This window comes from Halomonas campaniensis (genome assembly GCF_014193375.1).
Classification (GTDB): Bacteria; Pseudomonadota; Gammaproteobacteria; order Pseudomonadales; family Halomonadaceae; genus Halomonas; species Halomonas campaniensis.
Genome location: NZ_JACHZF010000009.1, coordinates 110,489 through 132,688, shown reverse-complemented (window position 1 = coordinate 132,688; position 22,200 = coordinate 110,489). Strand labels below are relative to the sequence as shown.

At 68.5% G+C, this 22,200-nt stretch carries 24 protein-coding genes and 3 tRNA genes; 9 read left to right on the top strand and 18 right to left on the bottom strand.

Annotated elements, in window-relative coordinates; genetic code table 11:
• Window positions 1-2: 2 nt before the first annotated feature.
• From ccmI to ccmA, 9 genes are read right to left on the bottom strand one after another with little or no spacing between them, the layout of a single operon-like run.
• Window positions 3-1,247, bottom strand: coding sequence for a c-type cytochrome biogenesis protein CcmI (gene ccmI / locus BDK63_RS07800; RefSeq protein ID WP_183330799.1), 1,245 nt, complete (start codon window positions 1,245-1,247; stop codon window positions 3-5).
• Window positions 1,244-1,717, bottom strand: a complete 474-nt coding sequence (locus BDK63_RS07795) for a cytochrome c-type biogenesis protein (RefSeq protein WP_183330798.1) — start codon at window positions 1,715-1,717, stop codon at window positions 1,244-1,246. The genes ccmI and BDK63_RS07795 overlap by 4 nt, the downstream gene beginning before the upstream one ends.
• Entirely contained in the window at window positions 1,708-2,241 is a 534-nt protein-coding gene (locus tag BDK63_RS07790; protein WP_183330797.1) for a DsbE family thiol:disulfide interchange protein, read from the bottom strand. Before BDK63_RS07790 ends, BDK63_RS07795 begins: the two co-directional genes overlap by 10 nt.
• Window positions 2,238-4,256, bottom strand: coding sequence for a heme lyase CcmF/NrfE family subunit (locus tag BDK63_RS07785; RefSeq protein ID WP_281379254.1), 2,019 nt, complete (start codon window positions 4,254-4,256; stop codon window positions 2,238-2,240). The genes BDK63_RS07790 and BDK63_RS07785 overlap by 4 nt, the downstream gene beginning before the upstream one ends.
• Before the next feature lie 12 nt (window positions 4,257-4,268).
• Entirely contained in the window at window positions 4,269-4,790 is a 522-nt protein-coding gene (gene ccmE, locus BDK63_RS07780; protein WP_183330831.1) for a cytochrome c maturation protein CcmE, read from the bottom strand.
• A 1-nt stretch (window position 4,791) separates the two neighbouring features.
• A complete protein-coding gene (gene ccmD / locus BDK63_RS07775; protein WP_183330796.1) occupies window positions 4,792-5,031 on the bottom strand; it encodes a heme exporter protein CcmD in 240 nt (79 codons plus the stop codon).
• Window positions 5,031-5,771 (bottom strand): heme ABC transporter permease, encoded by a 741-nt coding sequence (locus tag BDK63_RS07770; protein WP_183330795.1) that lies wholly within the window; start codon window positions 5,769-5,771, stop codon window positions 5,031-5,033. The genes ccmD and BDK63_RS07770 overlap by 1 nt, the downstream gene beginning before the upstream one ends.
• Window positions 5,772-5,785: 14 nt before the next feature.
• On the bottom strand, window positions 5,786-6,508 hold the full coding sequence (gene ccmB / locus BDK63_RS07765; protein ID WP_183330794.1) for a heme exporter protein CcmB: 723 nt from the start codon (window positions 6,506-6,508) through the stop codon (window positions 5,786-5,788).
• Between the two features lie 7 nt (window positions 6,509-6,515).
• Window positions 6,516-7,160, bottom strand: a complete 645-nt coding sequence (ccmA, locus tag BDK63_RS07760; RefSeq protein ID WP_183330793.1) for a cytochrome c biogenesis heme-transporting ATPase CcmA — start codon at window positions 7,158-7,160, stop codon at window positions 6,516-6,518.
• A 216-nt stretch (window positions 7,161-7,376) separates the two neighbouring features.
• Between ccmA and lexA the strand changes: the two genes are divergently transcribed.
• Window positions 7,377-7,862 (top strand): transcriptional repressor LexA, encoded by a 486-nt coding sequence (gene lexA, locus BDK63_RS07755; protein ID WP_183330792.1) that lies wholly within the window; start codon window positions 7,377-7,379, stop codon window positions 7,860-7,862.
• The gene (locus tag BDK63_RS07750) at window positions 7,862-8,479 is read left to right on the top strand and encodes an IMPACT family protein (RefSeq protein WP_183330791.1); all 618 of its coding nucleotides are present in this window, start codon (window positions 7,862-7,864) and stop codon (window positions 8,477-8,479) included. The genes lexA and BDK63_RS07750 overlap by 1 nt, the downstream gene beginning before the upstream one ends.
• Before the next feature lie 26 nt (window positions 8,480-8,505).
• On the opposite strand, the gene BDK63_RS07745 is transcribed toward BDK63_RS07750, so the two are convergent.
• The gene (locus BDK63_RS07745) at window positions 8,506-9,156 is read right to left on the bottom strand and encodes a GntR family transcriptional regulator (protein ID WP_246385937.1); all 651 of its coding nucleotides are present in this window, start codon (window positions 9,154-9,156) and stop codon (window positions 8,506-8,508) included.
• Window positions 9,157-9,341: 185 nt separating this feature from the next.
• On the opposite strand from BDK63_RS07745, the gene BDK63_RS07740 reads away from it, so the two are divergent.
• From BDK63_RS07740 to BDK63_RS07715, 6 genes are all read left to right on the top strand, one after another.
• On the top strand, window positions 9,342-9,914 hold the full coding sequence (locus tag BDK63_RS07740; protein WP_183330789.1) for a chromate transporter: 573 nt from the start codon (window positions 9,342-9,344) through the stop codon (window positions 9,912-9,914).
• Complete coding sequence (locus BDK63_RS07735) at window positions 9,911-10,441, top strand: chromate transporter (RefSeq protein WP_183330788.1); 531 nt, start codon at window positions 9,911-9,913, stop codon at window positions 10,439-10,441. Before BDK63_RS07740 ends, BDK63_RS07735 begins: the two co-directional genes overlap by 4 nt.
• 130 nt (window positions 10,442-10,571) lie before the next feature.
• On the top strand, window positions 10,572-11,546 hold the full coding sequence (locus BDK63_RS07730; RefSeq protein WP_183330787.1) for a Bug family tripartite tricarboxylate transporter substrate binding protein: 975 nt from the start codon (window positions 10,572-10,574) through the stop codon (window positions 11,544-11,546).
• A gap of 59 nt (window positions 11,547-11,605) precedes the next feature.
• Entirely contained in the window at window positions 11,606-12,076 is a 471-nt protein-coding gene (locus BDK63_RS07725; protein WP_183330786.1) for a tripartite tricarboxylate transporter TctB family protein, read from the top strand.
• An 18-nt stretch (window positions 12,077-12,094) separates the two neighbouring features.
• Window positions 12,095-13,609: a tripartite tricarboxylate transporter permease gene (locus BDK63_RS07720; RefSeq protein ID WP_183330785.1), complete on the top strand. Its 1,515-nt coding sequence runs from the start codon at window positions 12,095-12,097 to the stop codon at window positions 13,607-13,609.
• 19 nt (window positions 13,610-13,628) lie between these two features.
• Entirely contained in the window at window positions 13,629-15,236 is a 1,608-nt protein-coding gene (locus BDK63_RS07715) for a gamma-glutamyltransferase family protein (protein WP_183330784.1), read from the top strand.
• An 88-nt stretch (window positions 15,237-15,324) separates the two neighbouring features.
• On the opposite strand, the gene BDK63_RS07710 is transcribed toward BDK63_RS07715, so the two are convergent.
• Genes BDK63_RS07710 through BDK63_RS07700 form a run of 3 tightly spaced genes read right to left on the bottom strand, consistent with a single transcriptional unit; the run spans window position 15,325 to window position 18,792 of the window.
• Window positions 15,325-16,647 carry a sodium ion-translocating decarboxylase subunit beta gene (locus tag BDK63_RS07710; protein ID WP_183330783.1) on the bottom strand — a complete coding sequence of 441 codons (1,323 nt, stop codon included), beginning with the start codon at window positions 16,645-16,647 and terminating at the stop codon, window positions 15,325-15,327.
• An 11-nt stretch (window positions 16,648-16,658) separates the two neighbouring features.
• A complete protein-coding gene (gene oadA, locus BDK63_RS07705; protein WP_183330782.1) occupies window positions 16,659-18,488 on the bottom strand; it encodes a sodium-extruding oxaloacetate decarboxylase subunit alpha in 1,830 nt (609 codons plus the stop codon).
• A 52-nt stretch (window positions 18,489-18,540) separates the two neighbouring features.
• Window positions 18,541-18,792, bottom strand: coding sequence for an OadG family protein (locus BDK63_RS07700; RefSeq protein WP_183330781.1), 252 nt, complete (start codon window positions 18,790-18,792; stop codon window positions 18,541-18,543).
• Window positions 18,793-18,971: 179 nt separating this feature from the next.
• Here BDK63_RS07700 and BDK63_RS07695 point away from each other — a divergent pair, with 179 nt between their 5' ends.
• Complete coding sequence (locus BDK63_RS07695; protein ID WP_183330830.1) at window positions 18,972-19,934, top strand: tRNA dihydrouridine synthase; 963 nt, start codon at window positions 18,972-18,974, stop codon at window positions 19,932-19,934.
• 185 nt (window positions 19,935-20,119) lie between these two features.
• Here the strand turns inward: BDK63_RS07695 and BDK63_RS07690 are convergent.
• From BDK63_RS07690 to BDK63_RS07670, 5 genes are all read right to left on the bottom strand, one after another.
• Window positions 20,120-20,196: transfer RNA gene (locus BDK63_RS07690), tRNA-Arg, on the bottom strand.
• A 50-nt stretch (window positions 20,197-20,246) separates the two neighbouring features.
• Window positions 20,247-20,323, bottom strand: a tRNA-Arg gene (locus BDK63_RS07685).
• Between the two features lie 21 nt (window positions 20,324-20,344).
• A tRNA-Ser gene (locus tag BDK63_RS07680) sits at window positions 20,345-20,437 on the bottom strand.
• A 95-nt stretch (window positions 20,438-20,532) separates the two neighbouring features.
• A complete protein-coding gene (csrA, locus tag BDK63_RS07675) occupies window positions 20,533-20,730 on the bottom strand; it encodes a carbon storage regulator CsrA (protein WP_183330780.1) in 198 nt (65 codons plus the stop codon).
• 213 nt (window positions 20,731-20,943) lie between these two features.
• Window positions 20,944-22,194, bottom strand: a complete 1,251-nt coding sequence (locus BDK63_RS07670) for an aspartate kinase (RefSeq protein WP_183330779.1) — start codon at window positions 22,192-22,194, stop codon at window positions 20,944-20,946.
• Between the last annotated feature and the right edge of the window lie 6 nt (window positions 22,195-22,200).

Below are 22,200 nucleotides of genomic sequence, written 5' to 3'. Positions count from 1 at the left end.
GGTTATTCGAAGACACGGTCGACCACCACCTCGACCGGCTCGCCGTCGACGTCGCCCACCGGCACCTCGGCCAGGTCGCCGAACAGGTCGCCGGCCTGGGGGCTGGCCTGGCCGCTGGCCGAGACGCGCACCATCAGCCGGGCCTCGCTGACCTGGGAGAGGCTCGCCTCGGGCGACATCGACCGGCTGTCGTCGAGCACCAGCGCGGCCGGCAGGTCGGCCAGGGTCAGGCGGGCGACGGCGAGCGGCGGCAGTTCGCCCTCCATGTCGCGGGCCACCACGAAGACCGCCGCGTCGTCGTCCAGGAGGCCGGCCAGGTCATCGTCGAGGCGGACCCGCACATGGATCCCGGGGCCCTCGGCCATTGCCAGCTCCTGCTCATCGGGGGGCACGCCCAGGCGCTCCTGGGCGACCTGGATGCCCTGGCGCAGGGCCTCGCCGGAGGAGGGGTCCGACATGCCGGCGATGGCGCGACGCCAGTGGCCGATGGCGGCCTCGTAGTCGCCGCGGTCGAAGGCCGCGATACCCAGCACGCCCAGCACGGTCGGCTGGCTGGAGTCGCGCTCCAGGGTCTCGTCGACCAGCGACTGGACCCGGGGAGTGAGCCGGCGGTCGGCCACGAAGAACTCGATCTGGGCCAGCTGGCCGAGCAGCGACGGGATCCGCCCCTCGATCTCGATCAGCCGCTCCAGGGCGTGGATCGCCTCGCGCCCCTGGCCCATGTCGCGGTAGAGCGGGAAGAGCGCCATCCAGACGTTGGGGTTGCCCGGCTGGCGGGCGGCCTGCTCCTCGAGCCGCTCGACCAGCATCTCGATGGAGCCTTCCGGATGGTTCTGCACCTCCTGCTGCACCGCCAGCAGGGTAAGGTCTCCCTCGGCGCCCTGCTGCTGGTACCAGATCACGCTGGCCACCACCACGGCCACCATCACCACCGGCACGGCCAGGCGCCCCGAGGCGGATCCCTTGAGCGGCGCGCGCTTCAGGCTCTCGGTATCCTCGAGCAGGCTGCGCTCGAGCTCGAGGCGGTCCTCCTCGAAGCGTGCCTGGTCGATGTCGCCGCGCTCGCGGGCGGCCTCCAGCGACGCCAGGCGGCGCTGGAAGATGGCCACGTTCTGCTCGGCGGTGCGGTCGTTCTGCTCGTGGTCGCGCTGGGCGTCATGCAGGGCCCGGGCGCGACGCAGCGGGGCCGCCAGCAGCCACAGGGCCGGCAGCAGCAGGACGGCGAAGGCAATCCATAACAGGGTCATTCGGTTCTCTCGCGATTGATCAGGGCTTGCAGGCGGGCGCGCTCCTCGGCAGAGAGCGCCTGCGCAGAGGCGTTGCGGCGGGACCGCACGATGAGCATCACCAGCAGGCCGCCGAGCACCACCAGCGCCGCGGGCAGCCCCCAGAGCAGGAAGGTGCGGCCCTCCAGGCGGGGGTTGTAGAGCACGTAGTCGCCGAAGCGCTGCACCATGTGGTCGCGGATCTCGATGTCCGAACGGCCATCCTGCAGCAGCAGGTAGACGCGGTCGCGCATGTCGCCGGAGACCGGCGCATCGGAGTCGTTGATGGCCTGGTTCTCGCAGGTGGGACAGCGCAGCGAGGCGGTCAGGCTGCGATAGCGCTGCTCCAGCACCGGGTCATCGAACTCCCGCACCTCGATGGCCGCGGCCTGGGCGAGGCCGGCCACCAGCAGCAGGGCAAGCGTCGTGATCAGGGATCGCATCAGCGCCATCTTTCCACCTCCGGCAGGATCTTGTCGCGGACGTCACCCGGCGCGATATAGCCCACATGGTGATAGCGGATCACCCCGTCGGCATCCACCAGGAAGGACTCGGGCGCACCGAACACGCCCAGTTCGAAGCCCAGCTCGTTGTCCGGGTCGAAGATGTTGATCTCGAAGGGGTCGCCGAACTCCTCGAGGAAGCCAAGCCCCTTCTCCCGGGTGTCCTTCCAGCTGATGCCGACCATGCGGATGTCGTGGCGCTGGGAGAGGTCGAGCAGCTGAGGCATCTCGCGCTTGCACTCGGGGCACCACTCACCCCAGACATTGACCAGGGTGAGCTCGCCGGTGGTCAGCAGCGAGCGGTCCACCCGGCGCTCGGGGTCCTCCAGGGTGGCGAGGTCGAACGCGGGGAAGTCGCGGGCCATCAGCGCCGACTCCCGGTGGAAGGGGTTCAGCGACAGCCCCTGGTAGAGGAACAGCGACAGTGCCAGGAAGCCGGCCAGCGGCAGCAGCAGCAGCAGGCGACGGTTCATGCGGCCGCCTCCTTGCCGCGTCCACCGGAAGCGGCCTTGAGCGCGGCCTCCTCCGGGTCACGGGCGGTGGCCAGGCGGCGGTAGCGCTTGTCGGCCACGGCCAGCACGCCGCCGAAGGCCATCAGCAGGCCGCCGAGCCACAGCCAGCGCACGAAGGGCTTGTACTGCACCCGCATGGCCCAGGTGCCGTCGTCCAGGTCCTCGCCCATGGCCACGTAGAGGTCGCGGAAGAAGCCGGGACGCAGCGCCACCTGGGTCATCGGCATGCCGGTGGCCAGGTAGAGCCGCTTCTCCGGGTTCATGGTGAAGCTGCGACCGCTGTCGCCGCGCTGCACTTCGATCACCGCGCGGTCGGCCAGGAAGTTGGGGCCGCGACGCTGGGCGAGTTCGATCATGGTGAAGGTGTAGCCGGCGACCTGGACGCTGTCCCCCGGCCCCATGCGCACGTTGCGCTCGATGTTGTAGTTGGAGACCACGGCCACGCCGATGATGGTCACCGCCACGCCCAGATGGCCGAGCTGCATGCCCCAGTAGGCCAGGGAGAGCTTCTTCAGGCCCGCCCCCGGGGAGCTGGCGTGGCGGGTCTTGTCGATGAGGTCGCGGACCATCGGCAGCACGATCCACAGCGCGGCGATCAGGCCGATGGCCACCGGCGCGCTCCAGCGCTCGGCGAACACCAGCGGCAGCGCCATGCCCAGCACCATGGCCACCACGGCCGCCAGCCACAGCCGGCGGACCAGCAGGCGCGGGTCGGTCTGCTTCCAGCGTGCCACCGGCCCCAGGCCCATGAACACGCACATGAGCAGCGTCAGCGGCACGAAGAGCGCGTTGAAGTAGGGGGGGCCCACGCTGATCTTGCCGAGGTCGAGGGCATCCAGCAGCAGCGGATAGACGGTGCCCATCAGCACGGTAACCGTCATGATCACCAGCATCAGGTTGTTGATCAGCAGCAGCGCATCCCGGGAGAGCCAGTTGAAGCCCACGCGATTGCTGACCCGCGGCGCCCGCAGGGCGAAGACCAGCAGCGACAGGCCCACGGTGATGCCCAGCAGCATCAGGATGAAGAAGCCGCGGGACGGGTCGTTGGCGAAGGCGTGCACCGAGGTGAGCACCCCGGAACGCACCAGGAAGGTGCCCAGCAGCGACAGCGAGAAGGTGGAGATCGCCAGCAGCAGGGTCCAGCTCTTGAAGGCGCCGCGCTTCTCGGTGACGGCCAGGGAGTGCATCAGCGCAGTGCCGGTCAGCCAGGGCAGCAGGGAGGCGTTCTCCACCGGATCCCAGAACCACCAGCCGCCCCAGCCCAGCTCGTAGTAGGCCCACCAGCTGCCCAGGGCGATGCCCACGGTCAGGAAGGCCCAGGCCAGGTTGGTCCAGGGGCGCGCCCAGCGCGCCCAGGCGGCATCCAGGCGGCCGCCCAGCAGCGCGGCGATGGCGAAGGCGAAGACCACCGAAAAGCCCACGTAGCCCATGTAGAGCATCGGCGGGTGGAGGATCAGGCCGATGTCCTGCAGCAGCGGGTTGAGGTCGGCGCCATCGGCCGGCATGTTGGGCAGCAGCCGCTCGAAGGGGTTGGAGGTGACCAGGATGAACAGCAGGAAGCCGACGCACACCAGGCCGAGCACGCCCAGCACCCGGGCCACCACGTCGCGGGGCAGCTCCCGGGAATAGCGGGCCGCAAAGTACCCCCAGCCGGCCAGCATCAGGCTCCACAGCAGCACCGAGCCCTCATGGTTGCCCCACACGGCGCTGAACTTGTAGTACCAGGGCAGCATGGAGTTGGAGTTGTTGGCCACGTTGACCACGCTGAAGTCGTCCAGCATGTAGCTCGCGGTCAGGCAGGCGTAGGCGATGGCCACGAACAGGAACTGCCCGGCCGCCATGGGCCGGGCATAGGCCATCCACAGCGGCCGGCGGGTCGCCGCACCGGCCAGCGGCATCACCGCCTGGACCGCCGCCATCAGCAGGGCGATGACCAGGGCGTAGTGGCCGATCTCGGGAATCATCTGGGTCAGCATGGGCACTCCGAATCAGTACGAGCCGCTGGTGGCGCCGTCGCCGTTCGCTTCCCCGGCTTCCAGGCGCTTGGCCACCTCGGCGGCCTTCTGCTGGAAGTCCTCCGGCTTGTAGCCGGCCTCCTCCAGGGCTTGGGCCACCTCGGGGGGCATGTAGTTCTCGTCGTGGCGCGCCAGCACCTGGTCGGCCTTGAGGTAGCCGTCGTGCTGCAGCTGGCCGACCACCACCACGCCCTGCCCCTCGCGGAAGAGGTCGGGCAGGATGCCGCTGTAGTGCACGCGCAGGTCGTCGACGTAGTCGGTCACGGTGAACTCCACGTCGAGGCTGTCGGGGTTGCGCACCACGGTGCCCTCCCGGACCATGCCGCCGGCGCGGATCTGGCGTTCATAGGGCGCCTCGCCGGCGGCGATCTGCACCGGGCTGAAGAAGAGGTTGATGTTGGCGCGCAGGGCATAGAGGGTCAGGCCCACGGCCACGGCCGCCAGCGCGACCAGCCCCAGGATGACGTAGAGCTTCTGCTTGCGCTTCGGTGTCAGGCTAAGTGTCATGGCGATTACCACCCATGTGATGTGAAACTCCAGCCATTTCGCTCTGGTTGGCGCCCAGGCGCTCCTCGCGCCGCACCCGGCGCTGCAGGTTGCGCAGCAGTTGGCGACGCTCGGCGCGGGCGTGCAGCACGATCGCCACCAGCAGTGCGCCGGTCACTCCCCAGGCGGCCCAGACGTAGGGGGCATGGCCCCCCATGGCGATAAATTCGTTAAAGGATTCGAAGGCCATCAGCGCTCCCCTCCGGCCAGGTCACGCACCCAGCGCTTGTTGGACTCGCGGCGCAGGATCTCGCTGCGGGTGCGCATCAGGGTCAGGGCGATGAAGAAGCTGTAGAAGCCCAGCACCATGATCAGCAGCGGCGCCCACATCTCCATGGGCATGCCGACACGCCCGGTGATGGTAAAGGTGGCCGGCTGGTGCAGGGTGTACCACCAGTCCACCGAGTACTTGATGATCGGGATGTTGATCACGCCCACCATGGCCAGCACCGAGGCGGCCCGGGAGGCGCTGTCGCGGCTGGCGAAGGCGCCGCGCAGGGCGATCACTCCCAGGTAGAGGAAGAGCAGGATCAGCATCGAGGTCAGGCGCGCGTCCCACATCCACCAGGTGCCCCAGGTGGGCACGCCCCACACCGCCCCGGAGAACAGCGACACGAAGGTCATCGCCGCACCCAGCGGTGCCATCATGGCGGCGGCCATGTCGGCCACCTTGATCTTCCAGACCATGTAGACCAGGCCGCACACCGCCATGCTGACGAAGATCGACTGCGCCAGGAAGGCCGACGGCACGTGGACGTAGATGATGCGGAAGCTGTTGCCCTGCTGGTAGTCGGCCGGCGCAAAGGCCAGGCCCCAGACGGTGCCGACCAGGATCAGCGCGGCCGCGGCGACCCAGAAGAACGGCTGCAGCCTGGCCCCGATGGCGTAGAACCACTTGGGGGAACGCAACTTGTTAATGAAGGCCCACATGCTTCTTCCACCTCTCAACCGTTGATGCTGATGCGCAGTGACGCCGCGATCGCCCAGGGGGCCAGCATCAGCGCCAGCGCCAGCAGGGCCCCCAGGATGGCCAGATGGGCCGCGGCCCCGTCGCCCAGGATGGCCGCCTGCACCGCGCCGGCGCCGAAGATCAGCACCGGGATATAGAGCGGCAGCACCAGCAGCGACAGCAGCACGCCGCCGCGGGAGAGTCCCACGGTCAGCGCCGCGCCGATGGCACCGATCAGGCTCAGGCTGGCCGTGCCGAGCGCCAGCGAGAACGCCAGTGTCGGGTAGCTGCCGGCCGGCAGCGACAGCATGATCCCCAGCACCGGCGCCATCATCGCCAGCGGCAGGCCGGTCAGCAGCCAGTGAACCGCCACCTTGGCCAGCCCCAGCATCGCCAGCGGCTGCGGCGTCAGTAGCAGCTGCTCCAGGGAGCCGTCGTCGTAGTCACCGCGAAACAGGCTGTCCAGGGAGAGCAGCGCCGCCAGCAGCGCCGCCACCCACAGCAGGCCCGGCGCGATGGTGGCGAGCAGCTGCGGATCCGGCGAGATGCCGATCGGAAACAGGGTGATCACCAGGGCGAAGAACACCAGCGGGTTGAGCACCTCGCTGCGGCGGCGCAGCAGCAGGGTCAGGTCGCGCTTGAGCGTTGCCCACACTGCGACCGTCAGGCCGCCCCGGGGTTCCCCGTCGGCGACCGGCCTGTCATCGGTATCGATCATGGGTGTCTCACCGCTCGGCATCTTGCCCTCCCCGCCCGAGGCGGATGCGCCGCAGCTCTCCCGAGGCCTTGAGTTCATGGTGGGTGGTGACCAGCACGCAGCCGCCCGAGCGGGCATGGACGATCAGCCGCTCCTCCAGCGCCGCCACGCCATCGCGGTCGATGGCGGTGAAGGGTTCATCGAGCACCCACAGCGGACGCGGCGTCAGCTCCAGGCGCGCCAGGGCCACCCGACGCTGCTGCCCGGCCGACAGCTGGGCCGCCGGCACGTCCTCGAAGCCCGCCAGACCCACCGACTCCAGGGCCGCCAGGCGCGCGGCCTCGTGGCCCGCCCCCCCGGCCAGCGCCTGGTACCAGGCGAGGTTCTCCAGCGGCGTCAGGGCGCCCTTCACGCCGGGCGCATGGCCCAGGTAGAGCAGGCTCGAGAGGAAGGCCTGGCGAGCCTGGCGCATCGGCCGGTCGTTCCAGAACAGCTCGCCCTGATAGTCGGCCAGCTGTCCGGAGAGGATCTTCAGCAGGGTGGTCTTGCCGCTACCGTTGGGACCCTCGACCCGGACGATCTCGCCGGCGCGGATGTCCAGGTCGAGATCCTCGAACAGCCACCGATCATCCCGTTCACAGGCCAGCTTTCGGGCTTGCAGGCGCAGGGTCAAGGCACACTCCGGCATGGGGGTAATTTGGCTCGAGACTCTACACGGAAAGGCGTTTTGCTACCAGTCGACCGACTGCGTCAGCGGGTCGCGGTTGACCTGCATCAAGCGGCCTGCCGATCGGCTTCCTTGCCAGATCGGCAGCCCCTGCTATGCTTCGACAACACTGTACGTTTCAACAGGGGTTCGCTGCCTGACCGCCGACAGGAGATCCACGCCATGCCCGAGGCCACCTCCCACTTCCTCTTTCGCCGCCCCAACCTGCCCCTGGCCGTCGCCTGGGAACCGCTGCCGGCCGACGCGCTGGCCGACGAGGCGATGACCGAGATCCCGCTGCTCGGCAGCGTCTCGGCGGGCCTGCCCATCGAGGCCTGCCTGGACAGCGCCAGCATCCACGTGCCCACCCGCATGGTGCGACGCAACACCTATGCCCTCAAGGTGCGCGGCGACTCCATGATCGATTGCAACATCTTCGACGGGGATGTGATCATCATCGAGCGTCAGGAGAGCGCCGAGAACGGCGAGACGGCGGTGGTGATGATCAACGACCAGGAGGTCACCCTGAAGAAGCTCTACATCGAGAAGTCCGGGGTTCGCCTGCAGCCCGCCAACGAGAGCATGGCACCGATCTACCTGAAGAACAGCGACATCCAGGTGCTGGGCCTGGTGATGGGCGTGGTTCGCCAGGGGGAGATGGCCGCCTGATGCGCTACCCGGTGCCCGACCTGCCCCCCGGCGAGCGCCAGGAGACCGAGCTCGAGGTCGAGCGCAGCCGCTTCCTGACCTGGCTCTGCCACGCCCCGGAGGTGGCGGCCTTCGAGTCGCTGCTGACCGAGGCGCGCCGCCTCCACCCCGGCGCCAGCCACCACTGCAGCGCCTTCATCGCCGGCCCGCCGGGGGAGCAGGCCGCCATCGGCTTCTCCGACGACGGCGAACCCGGCGGCACCGCGGGACGGCCCATGTATCAGGTCCTGGAGGGCTCCGGCCTCGGCCAGGTCGCCTGCGTGGTCACCCGCTACTTCGGCGGCACCAAGCTGGGCACCGGCGGACTGGCCCGCGCCTACGCCCAGGCCGTCGCCCAGGCCCTGGAGGCCCTGCCACGCCGGGAGGTGGTCGAGCGCACCGCCCTGCAGCTGAAGGTCGACTTCGCCGGCGAGGCCGAGGCCCGCGGCTGGCTCGGCGGCCGGGAGATCCCCGTCGAGGCCGCCGACTTCGGCCCCGACGGCGTCGTGCTCACCGTCGGCTGGCCCAGCGACCAGCCCGTTGACCTCGCCGCCCTCGAATCGCGCCTGCGCGGCCGGCTCGCGCTCGTCGAGGCCTGACCCCGAGGGCCGGCGTCGACCGCAGCTCAGCGTGTCAGGCGGCCTCGGGAAAAGCTGCCCAGCGCCACCTCGTAGGAGCGCTGGATATGGTCATCCATCAGGGCCCGCGCCCCCTGAGCATCGCGCTCCAGGGCCAGGGCCACCAGCTCGCCATGCTGGGCATCCAGCACCCGGCGCACCTCCGGCGCCTCGGGCGCCAGGCGACGGTAGCGGTCGAACTGGTCGTGCAGCTGCTCGATGAAGCGCAGCAGCCAGGCCGAGCCGCAGGGAGCAACCAGGGTGCGATGGAAGCGCCCATGCAGCCGCTCCCACTCATCGCCGCTCTCCGGGGCCTGATCGGCGCGCTTGAGGCGATGGGCCGCCGCGAGCAGCTCCGACTCCCACTCGGCATCGCCCCGTGCGATCGCCCGCTCCAGCGCCATGCCCTCCAGCTCGCGGCGCATCCCGGCGATATCGTCCAGTTCGTCGCGGTCCAGCCTGGGCACGCGAAAGCCGCGCTGGTTCTCCTGGATCAGCAGCCCGTAGGCCGCGAGGCGATTGAGGGCCTCGCGCAGCGGGCTCAGCCCGACATCGTAGCGCGCCTTGAGCGAGCTGATCGCCACCTTCTCCCCCGCCTCGAACCGCCCGTTGACCAGGTCCTGCCGCAGGGTGTCGTAGATGCGGCTGGACGTGGTCATGCGTCCCTTCCGTTTGGGTATGGCCATTTCCCCTCCTCGACGTCCGCTCCCGCCAACACTTGACGCTCCTTTCCGCGCCGCCCTATAGTCGGTGAAGACAATATAATCGATTTTCTATCGCAAAGACGACCAATGAGAATAAAAACCATCGACTGCCCTGCCATCGACTCCCTGGAGGTGACCCCTTGAGCGCCCCCGACAAGGCGACCCTGGGCGCCCTCTTCTGGGCCTTCACCCGCATCGGGCTGCTCGGCTTCGGCGGAGGGCCGGCGATGATACCGCTGGTCCAGCAGGAGGTGGTCAAGCGCCATGCCTGGCTCTCCGACGAGGAGTTTGCCGACATCCTCGCCATCGGCAACACCCTGCCGGGGCCGATCGCCACCAAGATGCCGGGCTACATCGGCTATCGGGTGGCCGGCCTGCCGGGCTGCCTGATCGCCGTGCTGGCGGTCATCCTGCCGATGATCGTCGCCATGATCCTGCTGCTCGGCCTGTTCAGCCGCTACCGCGACGTGGACTGGATCCGCGGCATGGGCCAGGCGGTCGTCCCGGTGGTCATGGTGATGATGGCGCAGCTGACCCTGGACTTCTGGAACAAGTCGCGCCTGGCGCTGGGCTGGGGGGTCAGCCTGGCCATGGCGGCCACGGCGGGGGGGCTGATCTACCTGGTGGGCCTCCATCCCGGCTGGGTGGTCGGGGCGCTGCTGGCGGCGGCCCTGCTGCGGCCGGCCGGTACCGCCGAGGAGGCCAGCCGATGATCTACTGGGAGCTGTTCCTCGCCTTCTTCATTCCCAACATCATCGGCTATGGCGGCGGGCCGGCGATCATCCCGCTGATCGAGGCCGAGGTGGTGGGTCGCTACGGCTGGATGAGCGCCCAGCAGTTTGCCGAGACCCTGGCGCTCGGCAACGCCCTGCCCAGCCCCATCGCCACCAAGATGGCCGGCCAGATCGGCTACGATATCGCCGGCGTCGGCGGGGCCCTGGTGGCGGTGCTGGCCACCGTGGTGCCCTCCCTGCTGCTGATGCTCGGCGCCCTGGGGCTGCTCTACCGCTACCGCGACTCCCCGCGGGTGAAGCGCATGAGCCAGTGGGTCCGCCCGGTGATCGCCATGATGATGGCCTGGCTGACCTGGAGCTTCCTCAGCGAGGGACTCCAGGGCGCCGGGATGCTGCATACCCTGCTGATCGGGGCCGCCGCGGCGATCGCCCTGCTGCACTTCCGCACCCACCCGGCCTTCGTGGTGCTGGCCGCCCTGATCTACGGAGGACTCTTTCTCGGGTGAGCACCGCCCGACGCCTGTCATCGACAACGCCATAACAAGACCCGACACGGGAACACGCGCTCACACCCTTGCCGCCTCCCGGCGGAGGCCGGCATGACAACAACAGCCACAAGACCCGAGGTGTACCACCATGACGCGCAACACACTGATCCGTACCCTGGCCGCCATCGGCCTCGCCGGCGGCGTCGCCTTCTCGGCCACCGCCCAGGCCGACTATCCCGAGCAGGACATCCGCCTGATCATTCCCTACGGTCCGGGCGGGGCCACCGACATCATCTTCCGCCTGATCTCCCAGGAGGCCGAGCAGCACCTGGGCGAGTCGATCGTCCCGGTCAACATGGCAGGGGCCGGCGCCACCCTGGGCTCGCGCAACGTCAAGGACGCGCGGCCGGACGGCTATACCCTGCTCGGCAGCCACGACACCATCGCGCTGTCCAAGCTCGCCGGCACCGTGGACTACTCCTATGACGCCTTCGAGCCCATCGCCCTGCTGACCCAGACCATCAACATTCCCGCCGCCCACGCCAACCATCCGGTGCAGAGCGCCGACGAGATCGCCGACTACGTTCGCGAGAACCCCGGCCAGGTGCGCTTCAGCATGATCCCGAGCTCCACCGACCACTTCTTCTGGGTGCAGTTCTTCGACGAGGCCGGCATCGACATGGCCGACGTGCGCCTGGTCGGCTACCCGGACACCGGCGAGCAGGTCTCCGCGCTGCTGGCCGAGGAGATCGACTTCGCCATGTTCAACCTCCCCTCCGGCGGCGCCTTCTTCGAGGACGGCACCTTCCGCCCCCTGGGGGTTGCCCACCCGGAGCGGCTCGACGGCCTGCCCGACGTGCCGACCCTGCGCGAGATGGGCATCGAGATGGATCACTCCACCAGCCGTGGCCTCTTCGCCCCCAAGGGCACCCCCCAGGAGGTGCTCGACACCGTCGCCGAGGCCTATGGCCAGGCGCTGGAGAACGAGCAGGTGCGCAGCCGCATCGAGAACGAGTTCGGCTCGGTGGTTCGCTTCCTGGCCGGTGACGACTACCGGGCCTTCCTCGACGACAACGAGGCCGCCCTGTCCGCCGCCGCCGAGAACATCGACTTCCAGAACTGAGACCAGCGCGCACCCGCTGGCCCGGCAGTCCGGCCAGCGGGGCGCCGGAGAGCTCCCCCATGTTGACGCTAACCAAGGACCGCGCCCTGGCGCTGGCCATGCTGGTGCTCACCGCCGTCATGCTGGCGGAGACCCGCCACATCCGGCCACCCACCAGCTGGCAGCCCTACGGCTCGGCCCTGTTTCCACGAATCCTGCTGGTCATCATCGGCCTGCTCGCACTGCTGATCCTGGTGCGCTCGCTGATGGCGGGCGTGCCGCCGCGCACGGCACCGCGGCGCACCTTCACCGCCTGGCTGGCCCACCACCGCATCGTGCTGTGCCTCTTCGCGCTGTTCGGGGCCTATGCCCTGCTGCTGCCGTGGGTCGGCTACCTGGCCGCCACCATCGGCTTCCTGGTGGCATCGCTGGCCCTGCTGCTGGGCATCGACTCGCGCCGCAAGTGGGCCATCAACCTGGCGGTGAGCCTCACCCTGGCGCCGCTGGTCTACGTGATCTTCCGCTTCGGCCTCAACGTCTGGCTGCCCTGACCGACCACGGAGAGCCCCATGGCTGACTTCTTTCTTCAAGCGCTCGCCCAGGTCGGCAGCCCCTCGGTGCTGCTGCTGATCCTGGTCGGCGTGCTGTTCGGCATCATCGGCGGGAGCATCCCGGGCTTCACCGTCACCATGGCGATCCTGGTGGTCTTCCCCTTCACCTTCGCCATGGACCCGGTCAGCGGCGTCTCGCTGATGGTCGGGGTCTTCGTCGGCGGCTACTCGGGGGGGATCGTCTCGGGGGTGATGCTCGGCATCCCGGGCACGCCCTCCTCGATCACCACCGTCTACGACGGCTACCCCATGGCCCAGAAGGGCGAACCCGGGCGGGCCCTGGGCATCGGGGTGGCGGCCTCCTTCCTCGGCACCCTGATCAGCGTGGCCGTGCTGGTCTTCTTCGGCCCGCTGATCGCCGGTTTCAGCATGAACTTCCGCCCCTGGGAGATCACCGCGCTGATCATCTTCGCCCTGACGCTGGTGGCGGGGCTGTCCAACGGCGCCCTGCTGAAGGGGCTGCTCGCGGCGGTACTGGGCCTGCTGATCACCACCGTGGGCTACGACCGCAACAGCAACCTGCGCTTCGACTTCGGCCTGCCCGCCTTCAGCTCGGGCTTCGAGATCCTGCCGGTGATGATCGGCATCTTTGCCTTCTCCCAGCTGATGGGCAACCTCGAGAAGCTGCGTGACGAACCGAGCGATGCCCGGGGGGTGGATACCAACGTCTCCATCCCCTACGGCCGCATCCTTCGCGACATGGCCGGCCAGAAGCTCAACACCCTGCGCTCCTCGCTGATCGGCAGCCTGGTCGGCGCCCTGCCCGGCACCGGCGGCACGGTGGCCAACTTCATCAGCTACGACCAGGCCAAGAAGTTCTCGCGCCATCCGGAACGCTTCGGTACCGGCACCCCGGACGGCATCGTTGCCTCCGAGGCCTCCAACAGCGCCGTGGCCGGCGGTGCCTTCGTGCCGACCCTGGCACTGGGCATTCCCGGCGACCTGCCCATGGCCATCATGATGGGGGTGCTGATCCTTCACGGGATCACGCCGGGGCCGCTGATGTTCGAGCAGAACCCGGTGCTGGTGGGGGCGATCTACGCCAGCCTGCTGATCGGGGCCGTGGTGATGGTGCTCTGCCAGCTGCTGCTGGTCCGCTGGTTCGCCAAGATCTCGCTGATTCCCCAGCAGATCCTGGTGCCGGTGGTGCTGATGCTGTGCGCCATCGGCTCCTATGCCCTGAACAACAACCTCTTCGATATCTGGGTGCTGTTCGGCTTCGGCATCCTCGGCTACCTGCTGTGGAAGGCCGAGGTGCCGCTGACCCCGCTGATCCTCGGCGTGGTGCTGGGCAACAACCTGGAGCGCCAGCTGTTCCGCGCCCTGGAGCTCGACAGCAGCTGGCTGACCTTCCTGACCCGCCCCCTCTCGGCGCTGTTCCTGGCCCTGGCCGTGGCCTCGGTCATCTTCTCGCTCTACCAGAATCGCAAGATCCAACGCAACCAGCTCGCGGCGCGACGCACCGACGCCTGAGCCACCAAAGGAGTTCTCCATGCGGCATGATGCACGCTACTACCCGAGCCCTTCGCGACGCACCGCCAGCTTCGGCCGTCGCGGCATGGTCGCCACCTCGCAGCCCCTGGGCGCCCAGGCCGGCATGCAGATCCTGCAGCAGGGCGGCAACGCCGTGGATGCCGCCATCGCCACGGCGGCGGCCCTGACCGTGGTGGAGCCTACCTCCAACGGCATCGGCAGCGATGCCTTCGCCATCGTGTGGATCGACGGCGCACTCCACGGCCTGAACGCCAGCGGCCCGGCGCCCCGGGCCGCGACCCCCGAGGCGATCCAGGCCCTGGGCCATGAGCGCGTGCCCGAGCACGGCCTGCTGCCGGTGACCGTGCCGGGCGCACCGGCCGCCTGGGCCGCCCTCTCCGAGCGCTTCGGCAAGCTGCCGTTTGCCGACCTGCTGGCCCCGGCCATCGCCCTGGCCGAGGAGGGCTTCCCGGTCTCGCCGATCGTCAACCAGATGTGGGAGGACGCCCACGAGAGCTATTCCCGCTACGACGATCCGGCCTTCCTGCCCTGGTTCGCCACCTTCGCGCCGAAGGGCCATGCCCCGCGTCCCGGCGAGCTCTGGTCGTCGCCGGACCACGCCCGCACGCTGCGCGCCATTGCCGGGAGCCACGCCCGAGACTTCTATGAGGGGGAACTGGCGGACCGGATCGATGCCTTCTTCCGCGAGCATGGCGGCCTGCTGCGCCGCGAGGACCTGGCCGACTTCAGCCCCGAGTGGGTCGAGCCAATCAGCACCCGCTACCGCGGCCACGACATCTGGGAGATTCCCCCCAACGGCAGCGGCATGATCGCGCTGCAGGCGCTCGGCATGCTCGAGCGCATGGGCGAGGAGGGACGCGACCCGGTGGAGACCCTGCATCGCCGCATCGAGGCCACCAAGCTGGGCTACGTGGATGGCCTGCGCTACATCACCGAGGCGGACGCCATGGGGCCGAGCGTCGAGCAGATGCTTGCCGACGACTACCTCAAGGCCCGCGCCAGCCTGATCGGCGACACCGCGCTGGACCCGGTACATGGCAACCCGATCATGGGCGGCACCGTCTACCTGGCCACCGCCGATGCCGACGGCAACATGGTGTCGTTCATCCAGAGCAACTTCAAAGGCTTCGGCTCCGGGATCGTGGTCCCGGGCACCGGCATCAGCCTGCAGAACCGCGGCTGGTCCTTCTCGCTGGACCCCGAGCATCCCAATGTCCTGGCGCCCGGCAAGCGCACCTACCACACCATCATCCCCGGCTTCATCACCCGAGACGGCGAGGCCGTGGGGCCATTCGGGGTGATGGGCGGCTTCATGCAGCCCCAGGGGCATGTCCAGGTGATCACCGGGATGCTCGACGACCACCTCAACCCCCAGGCGGCCCTCGACATGCCCCGCTGGAAGTGGACCCGGGGCAGGACCGTCGAGGTCGAGCCGCACTTCCCCGACCACCTGGCCCAGGCCCTGGCGCGCCGCGGCCACCACATCGTCAAGGTGGCCGACAGCCTGAGCTTCGGCCGCGGCCAGGTGATCCTGCGCGACCCGGAGACCGGGGTGCTCTGTGGCGGCACCGAACCCCGCACCGACGGAGCCGTGCTGCCCTGGTGAGGTAACCGCCGGCCCGGATACGCCAACGGCGCCCCGAGGGGCGCCGTTGGCGTTGGCATGGAGGTACCGCATGGGGTACCGGTGGGCCTCAGCCCAGGTACTTGATCATCACCCCCGCGGCCACCGCCGAGCCGATCACCCCGGCCACGTTGGGCCCCATGGCGTGCATCAGCAGGAAGTTGTGCGGGTTGGATTCCAGCCCCACCTTGTTGGCGACCCGGGCTGCCATGGGCACCGCGGAGACGCCGGCGGCGCCGATCAGGGGGTTGATCGGCATCTTGCTGACCAGGTTCATCAGCTTGGCCATCAGCACCCCGGCCGCGGTGCCGATGGCGAAGGCCACCATGCCCAGCCCCATGATGCCCAGGGTCTCCACCGCCAGGAAGCTCTCGGCCATCAGCTTGGAGCCTACGGCCAGGCCCAGCACGATGGTGACGATGTTGATCAGGGCGTTCTGGGCGGTGTCGGTCAGACGTTCCACCACGCCACACTCGCGCATCAGGTTGCCGAAGCAGAACATCCCCAGCAGCGGCGAGGCATCCGGCAGGAACAGCGCCACCAGCACCAGCAGGGCCAGCGGGAAGACGATCTTCTCGAGCTTCGACACCGGACGCAGCTGCGTCATGGTGATCTCGCGCTCCTTCCTGCTGGTCAAGAGCTTCATGATCGGCGGCTGGATCATCGGCACCAGCGCCATGTAGGCGTAGGCGGCCACCGCGATGGCACCCAGCAGCTCCGGCGCCAGCACGCTCGACACGTAGATCGAGGTGGGGCCGTCGGCGCCGCCGATGATGCCGATGGCGGCGGCCTGGTTGAGCGAGAAGTCCATCCAGCCCATGGCCGACATGCCCACCGCGCCGAACAGGGTGGCGAAGATGCCGAACTGCGCGGCCGCGCCCAGGAACAGGGTCCGCGGGTTGGCCAGCAGCGGGCCGAAGTCGGTCATCGCGCCCACGCCCATGAAGATGATCAGCGGGGCGATGCCGGACTCCACGGCGACCTTGTAGAAGACGTAGAGCAGGCCGTCGCCGTAGCCGACGTTCATGGCCACGTCCTTGGCGGCCCGCAGCTGGTCCGGCGAGGCGCCGCCATCGACGATCAGCTTCAGGGTGCTGCGCCAGGCCTCCTCACCGGCCAGCGGGTCGAGGGTGGCCCCGAGGGCGGCGGCGATCTGCTGCAGCACCGCGGGGCGCGCCACCTCGATGGCCTGGTCCAGCGCCGAGATGGCAAGACCCGCCTCGGGGATATTGGCGAGGATGCCGGCGAAGCCGATCGGCACCAGCAGCAGCGGCTCGAACTTCTTGGCGATGGCGAGATACAGCAGCCCCAGCCCGACCAGGATCATCACGGCCTGGCCGGGGGTCAGGTTGTAGGCCCCCGAGCCGTACCAGAGGGTTACCAGCTTATCCATGGGAAGGCCCCTCAGAGCTCGATCAGGACGTCACCGACGGCGACGCTGTCGCCCTCGCTGACCTTGATGGCCGACACGGTGCCGGCGCTCGCCGCACGCACCTCGGTCTCCATCTTCATGGCCTCGAGGATGATCACCACGTCGCCCTCGGCGACGCTGTCGCCCTCGCGCACGTTGACCTTGAAGATATTGCCCGCCAGCGGCGCGGTGATGGCCTCGCCGGTCGGGGCCGCCGGGGCGCTCTCGGCGGGCGTGGCGGCCGCGTCCTTCTCGGCCACCTGGCCGATCTCGCCGCCCTCGGCTACCTCGACCACGTACTGCTTGCCGTTGACCTTGACGGTGTAGGTCTCGGGGCCGGCCGGCGCGCCGCCGCTGACGGCAGGCGCCTTGGCCTCGGCCTGCGGCGAAGCGGCCGGCAGGTTGGCGCCGGCCTCCGGGGCCTGGGGCGCCGGCTCGAAGGCGTCGGGGTTGTCACGGTTCTTCAGGAACTTCAGGCCGATCTGCGGGAACAGCGCATAGGTGAGCACATCGTCGATCGTGCGCTCGCCCTCGGCCAGGCGGATGCCGTCGGCCTTGGCCTTCTCCTTGAGCTCCTTGGTCAGCTTGTCCATCTCCGCCTCGAGCAGGTCGGCGGGACGGCAGGTGATGGGTGCCTTGCCCTCCAGCACGCGGGCCTGCAGCTCCCGGTTGAATTCGGCCGGCGCGGCGCCATACTCGCCCTTGAGCAGCGCCTGGACCTCCTTGGAGATCGACTTGTAGCGGCTGCCCATCATCACGTTCATCACCGCCTGGGTGCCGACGATCTGCGAGGTAGGGGTGACCAGCGGGATGAAGCCCAGGTCCTCGCGGACCCGCGGGATCTCCTGGAGCACGTCGTCGAGCTTGTCGCCGGCGCCCTGCTCCTTGAGCTGGCCTTCCATGTTGGTGAGCATGCCGCCCGGCACCTGGGCGATCAGGATGCGCGAGTCGATGCCCTTCAGCGAGCCCTCGAAGGCGGCGTACTTCTTGCGCACCTCGCGGAAGTAGGCGGCGATCTCCTCGAGCAGCTCGAGGTCCAGGCCGGTGTCGCGCTCGGTGCCCTGGAGGATCGCCACCACCGACTCGGTGGGGCTGTGGCCGTAGGTCATGGACATCGAGGAGATGGCGGTGTCGACATTGTCGATGCCGGCCTCGGCGGCCTTGACGATGGTGGAGGTGGAGAGGCCGGTGGTGGCGTGGCACTGCATGTGGATCGGGATGTCCACCGCGGCCTTGAGCTTGGTCACCAGCTCATAGGCATCGTAGGGCTTGAGCAGGCCGGCCATGTCCTTGATGCACAGGGAATCGGCGCCCATGCCGGCGATGGTCTTGCCGAGCTCGACCCAGCCGTCCAGGGTATGCACCGGGCTCACGGTATAGGAGAGCGTGCCCTGGGCGTGGCCCTCGACGTCGCGCACCGCCTGGATGGCGCGCTCCAGGTTGCGCGGGTCGTTCATGGCGTCGAAGACGCGGAACACGTCGACGCCGTTGGTCTTCGCGCGCTCGACGAAGCGGTCCACCACGTCATCGGCGTAGTGGCGATAGCCCAGCAGGTTCTGTCCGCGCAGCAGCATCTGCTGGGGGGTGTTGGGCATGGCCGCCTTGAGCTCGCGGATGCGCTCCCAGGGATCCTCGCCCAGGTAGCGGATGCAGGCGTCGAAGGTGGCGCCCCCCCAGGACTCGAGCGACCAGAAGCCGACGCGGTCGAGCTTCTCGGCGATGGGCAGCATGTCATCCAGGCGCAGGCGCGTGGCGAAGAGCGACTGGTGGGCATCACGCAGGACGACGTCGGTGATGCCGAGCGGGCGAGCGTTGTCAGTCATGGGAGTGACCTTGTCATTTTAGGGAGTCGGAAAGGCGAAAGGGGGGAGACCGTCAGCGGCGATGGCGCTGACGGTAGCGATGCAGGGCGGCGCCAATCACCACCATCAGCTCCTCGTCCTCCTGGCGCGGGGCCGGAGGACGGGCGCTGCCGCTGGCGGGCTTGGCCGGCTCGGGCGCGAAGCGCCGGAGGGTCAGCGACATGAGGGTCGTGGTGATCACCAGCACGGTAAGAAAAACAAAAACAAACCCCATGCCGAGACCCATCAGGGCCAGGCCCTCGTGTAGAAGCTCGATATCCTGCATCCAGCGGTCTCCTGATTCTTGTCGCCACCTTGCGCCGATCGTTCAGCAACAGGGTGGATTGCGCATTTTTTCGGATGGTATAACCTGCCACATTCACGACAGATTGCAATGGGGACATGGTGGAAGTCAGAGTTGTTAATTTACTACAAGGAGCACCGGGTCGCATCGGCCTCGCCCCGATGGAGGGGGTCATCGACGCCCATACCCGGGCGCTGCTGACCCGCCTGCCGGGCTTCGACTGGGCGGTCACCGAGTTCGTGCGCGTCGTCGATGCCCGGCTGCCGCCCCGCGTCTTCCACAAGCACTGCCCCGAGCTGACACTGCCCGAAGTCGCCACCCCCAGCGGCGTGCCGGTGCACCTGCAGCTGCTCGGCTCCGACCCCGAGGCGCTGGCCGCCAACGCCCGCCAGGCGCTGCGCCTGGGCGCCGTGAGCCTCGACCTCAACTTCGGCTGCCCCGCCAAGCTGGTCAACCGCCACGACGGCGGCGCCTCGCTGCTGCGCGACCCTGGCCGCGTGCATGACGCCGTGGCAGCGGTCCATGACGCCGTGGGCCAGGCGATCCCGGTGACGGCCAAGGTTCGCCTGGGCTTCGCGGATCGCCGCCTGGCGCTGGCCTGCGCCCTGGCGGCCCAGGAGGCCGGCGCCCGTCAGCTGGTCGTGCATGGGCGCACCCGCGACGAGGGCTACCGCCCGCCCGCCCACTGGGAGTGGATCGGCCGCATCCGCCGGCGCCTCTCGATTCCGGTCGTCGCCAATGGCGATATCTGGAGCCTGGAGGACTACTGGCGTGCCCGCACCCTCTCGGGGTGCGACGACGTGATGCTGGGGCGCGGGGCCCTGGCCGACCCCTGGCTCGCCCACCGCATCCGCCACTGGCAGGCCACCGGCGAGACCCTGCCCGCGACGCCCTGGCGGGCACGGGCCGAGATCCTCGCCCGCTTTGCTGCATTGCAGCGTAGCACACTTCCCGAGCGCGTGGTCGCCTCGCTGGTCAAGCAGTGGCTCAACCAGATGCGCGCCCGGGATGCCGAGGCGGCACGCCGCTTCGCCTCGCTGAAGCGTCTCACCCGGCTGGACGACCTGCTGCTCGGCCTGGCGGCCGATGACGCGCGCCAGGCAAACGCTGCGCAGCCCGCCTGAGCCGGGGCGCTGGGAGACGATGAAGAAAAAAAAGAGGCGCACGTCACGGAAGTGACGGCGCCTCAAACGATCGCGGAATCGACCCGTGCGCTCGCACGCCGTCGATCCAGCTAGCAGAAAGGGGTGGGCCCGGCTCGAGCCCGAAAGCAGAAGACCCGCCCTCGCGAGGAGGACGGGTCGAAATCTGGCGCGCCCGGGAGGATTCGAACCTCCGACCACCTGATTCGTAGTCAGGTACTCTATCCAGCTGAGCTACGGGCGCGTAGAGCGAGGGTTAGCGTGAATCGCCATCACGTGGAACCTGGAGGAAGATGGCGCGCCCGGGAGGATTCGAACCTCCGACCACCTGATTCGTAGTCAGGTACTCTATCCAGCTGAGCTACGGGCGCTTGATCTTCATGCGTCGAAAATGGCGGAGAGGGAGGGATTCGAACCCTCGATGAGGCTATAAACCCCATACTCCCTTAGCAGGGGAGCGCCTTCAGCCACTCGGCCACCTCTCCCTCATCGACACGGCGCATATCTTACCGTTTCTGAAGGCCTTTGTCCAGCGACCCCGGCGTCTTTTTTCAGCAGGGCCGTTGCGCCGGCAGGACATTCACCCTTCCTGGCCGCCGCTGCCCTCCTCGGCCTTCTCGCGCTGGATGCGCTGGTAGATCTCCTCGCGATGCACGGCGACGTCCTTGGGGGCGTTGACGCCGATACGGACCTGGTTTCCCTTCACACCCAGGACCGTAACGGTGATGTCATCTCCGATCATCAGGGTCTCGCCGACTCGGCGGGTCAGGATGAGCATGGCTGATCTCCTTCTCAGGCTTGTTCTAAGGCTTTCCGGCAACGGGATACACGCCGATGGAACCGCGCCGCCTCATTATGTGGCATGACGTCCTCCGTGACCAATGCATCGGAGCCATGACACACCGGCGCCCCTGCAGAAGGGAAGCGCCGTGCACGGCGCGTCACGGGTTTCCCTGTCAGCGTAGATGGTGCCGGCGCCCCGGGGCAGGCCTTATTCGCTTTCGATATCGCTCTTGTCGAGGCCGAAGGCCTTGTGCAGCGCCTTGACCGCCAGCTCCATGTGCTTCTCGTCGATCACCACGGAGATCTTGATCTCGGAGGTGGAGACCATGCGGATGTTGATGTTCTCGTCGGCCAGCACGCGGAAGAACTTCGAGGCGACCCCGGCATGGGAACGCATGCCCACCCCCACCAGGGAGACCTTGGCGATGTTGTCGTCGCCACGCAGTTCGCCGCCGCCCAGGTCGGGAATCACCTGCTCCTGGAGGATCTTCATGGTCTGCTTGTAGTCGCCCTTGGCGACGGTGAAGGTGAAGTCGGTGTAGTCACCGGCCGGCGCCACGTTCTGGACGATCATGTCGATCTCGATGTTGGCATCGGCGATCGGCCCGAGGATGCGCGAGGCCACGCCCGGCACGTCGGGGGTGTTGAGCAGGGTCAGCTTGGCTTCGTTGGCGGTGAAGGCGATGCCGGAGATCAGCGGTTCTTCCATGGAGTCCTCGTCTTGGTCGGAGTCTGCAACGATCAGGGTGCCGGGGCCATCCTCGAAGCTGGACAGCACGCGCAGCGCGACATTGTACTTGCCGGCAAATTCGACGGCGCGAATCTGCAGGACCTTGGAGCCCAGGCTCGCCAGCTCCAGCATCTCCTCGACGGTGATGGTGTCGAGGCGCTGGGCCTTGGAGCAGACGCGGGGGTCGGTGGTGTAGACGCCATCCACATCGGTGTAGATCTGGCACTCGTCGGCGCCCAGGGCCGCGGCCAGGGCCACGCCGGTGGTATCGGAACCGCCACGGCCGAGGGTGGTGATGTTGCCCTCCTCATCCACCCCCTGGAAGCCGGCCACCACCACCACCTTGCCCTCGTCCAGGTCCTCGCGCATCTCGTCGGTCTCGATACGCTGGATACGCGCCTTGGTGTGGGCGCTGTCGGTGAGGATGCCCACCTGGGAACCGGTATAGGAGGTAGCCGGCACGCCGAGCTTGTGCAGGGCCATGGCCAGCAGCGAGATGGTGACCTGCTCGCCGGTAGAGACCAGCATGTCCATCTCCCGCGGCGTCGGCTCGTCGTTGATCTCGTTGGCCATGCCGATCAGGCGGTTGGTCTCGCCGCTCATGGCGGAGACCACGACCACGACCTGGTGGCCGTTGTCGCGGAAGCCCTTGACCTTCTCGGCCACGGCCTTGATGCGCTCCACGGAGCCCACCGAGGTGCCGCCGAATTTCTGTACGTATAGTGCCATCTGCGA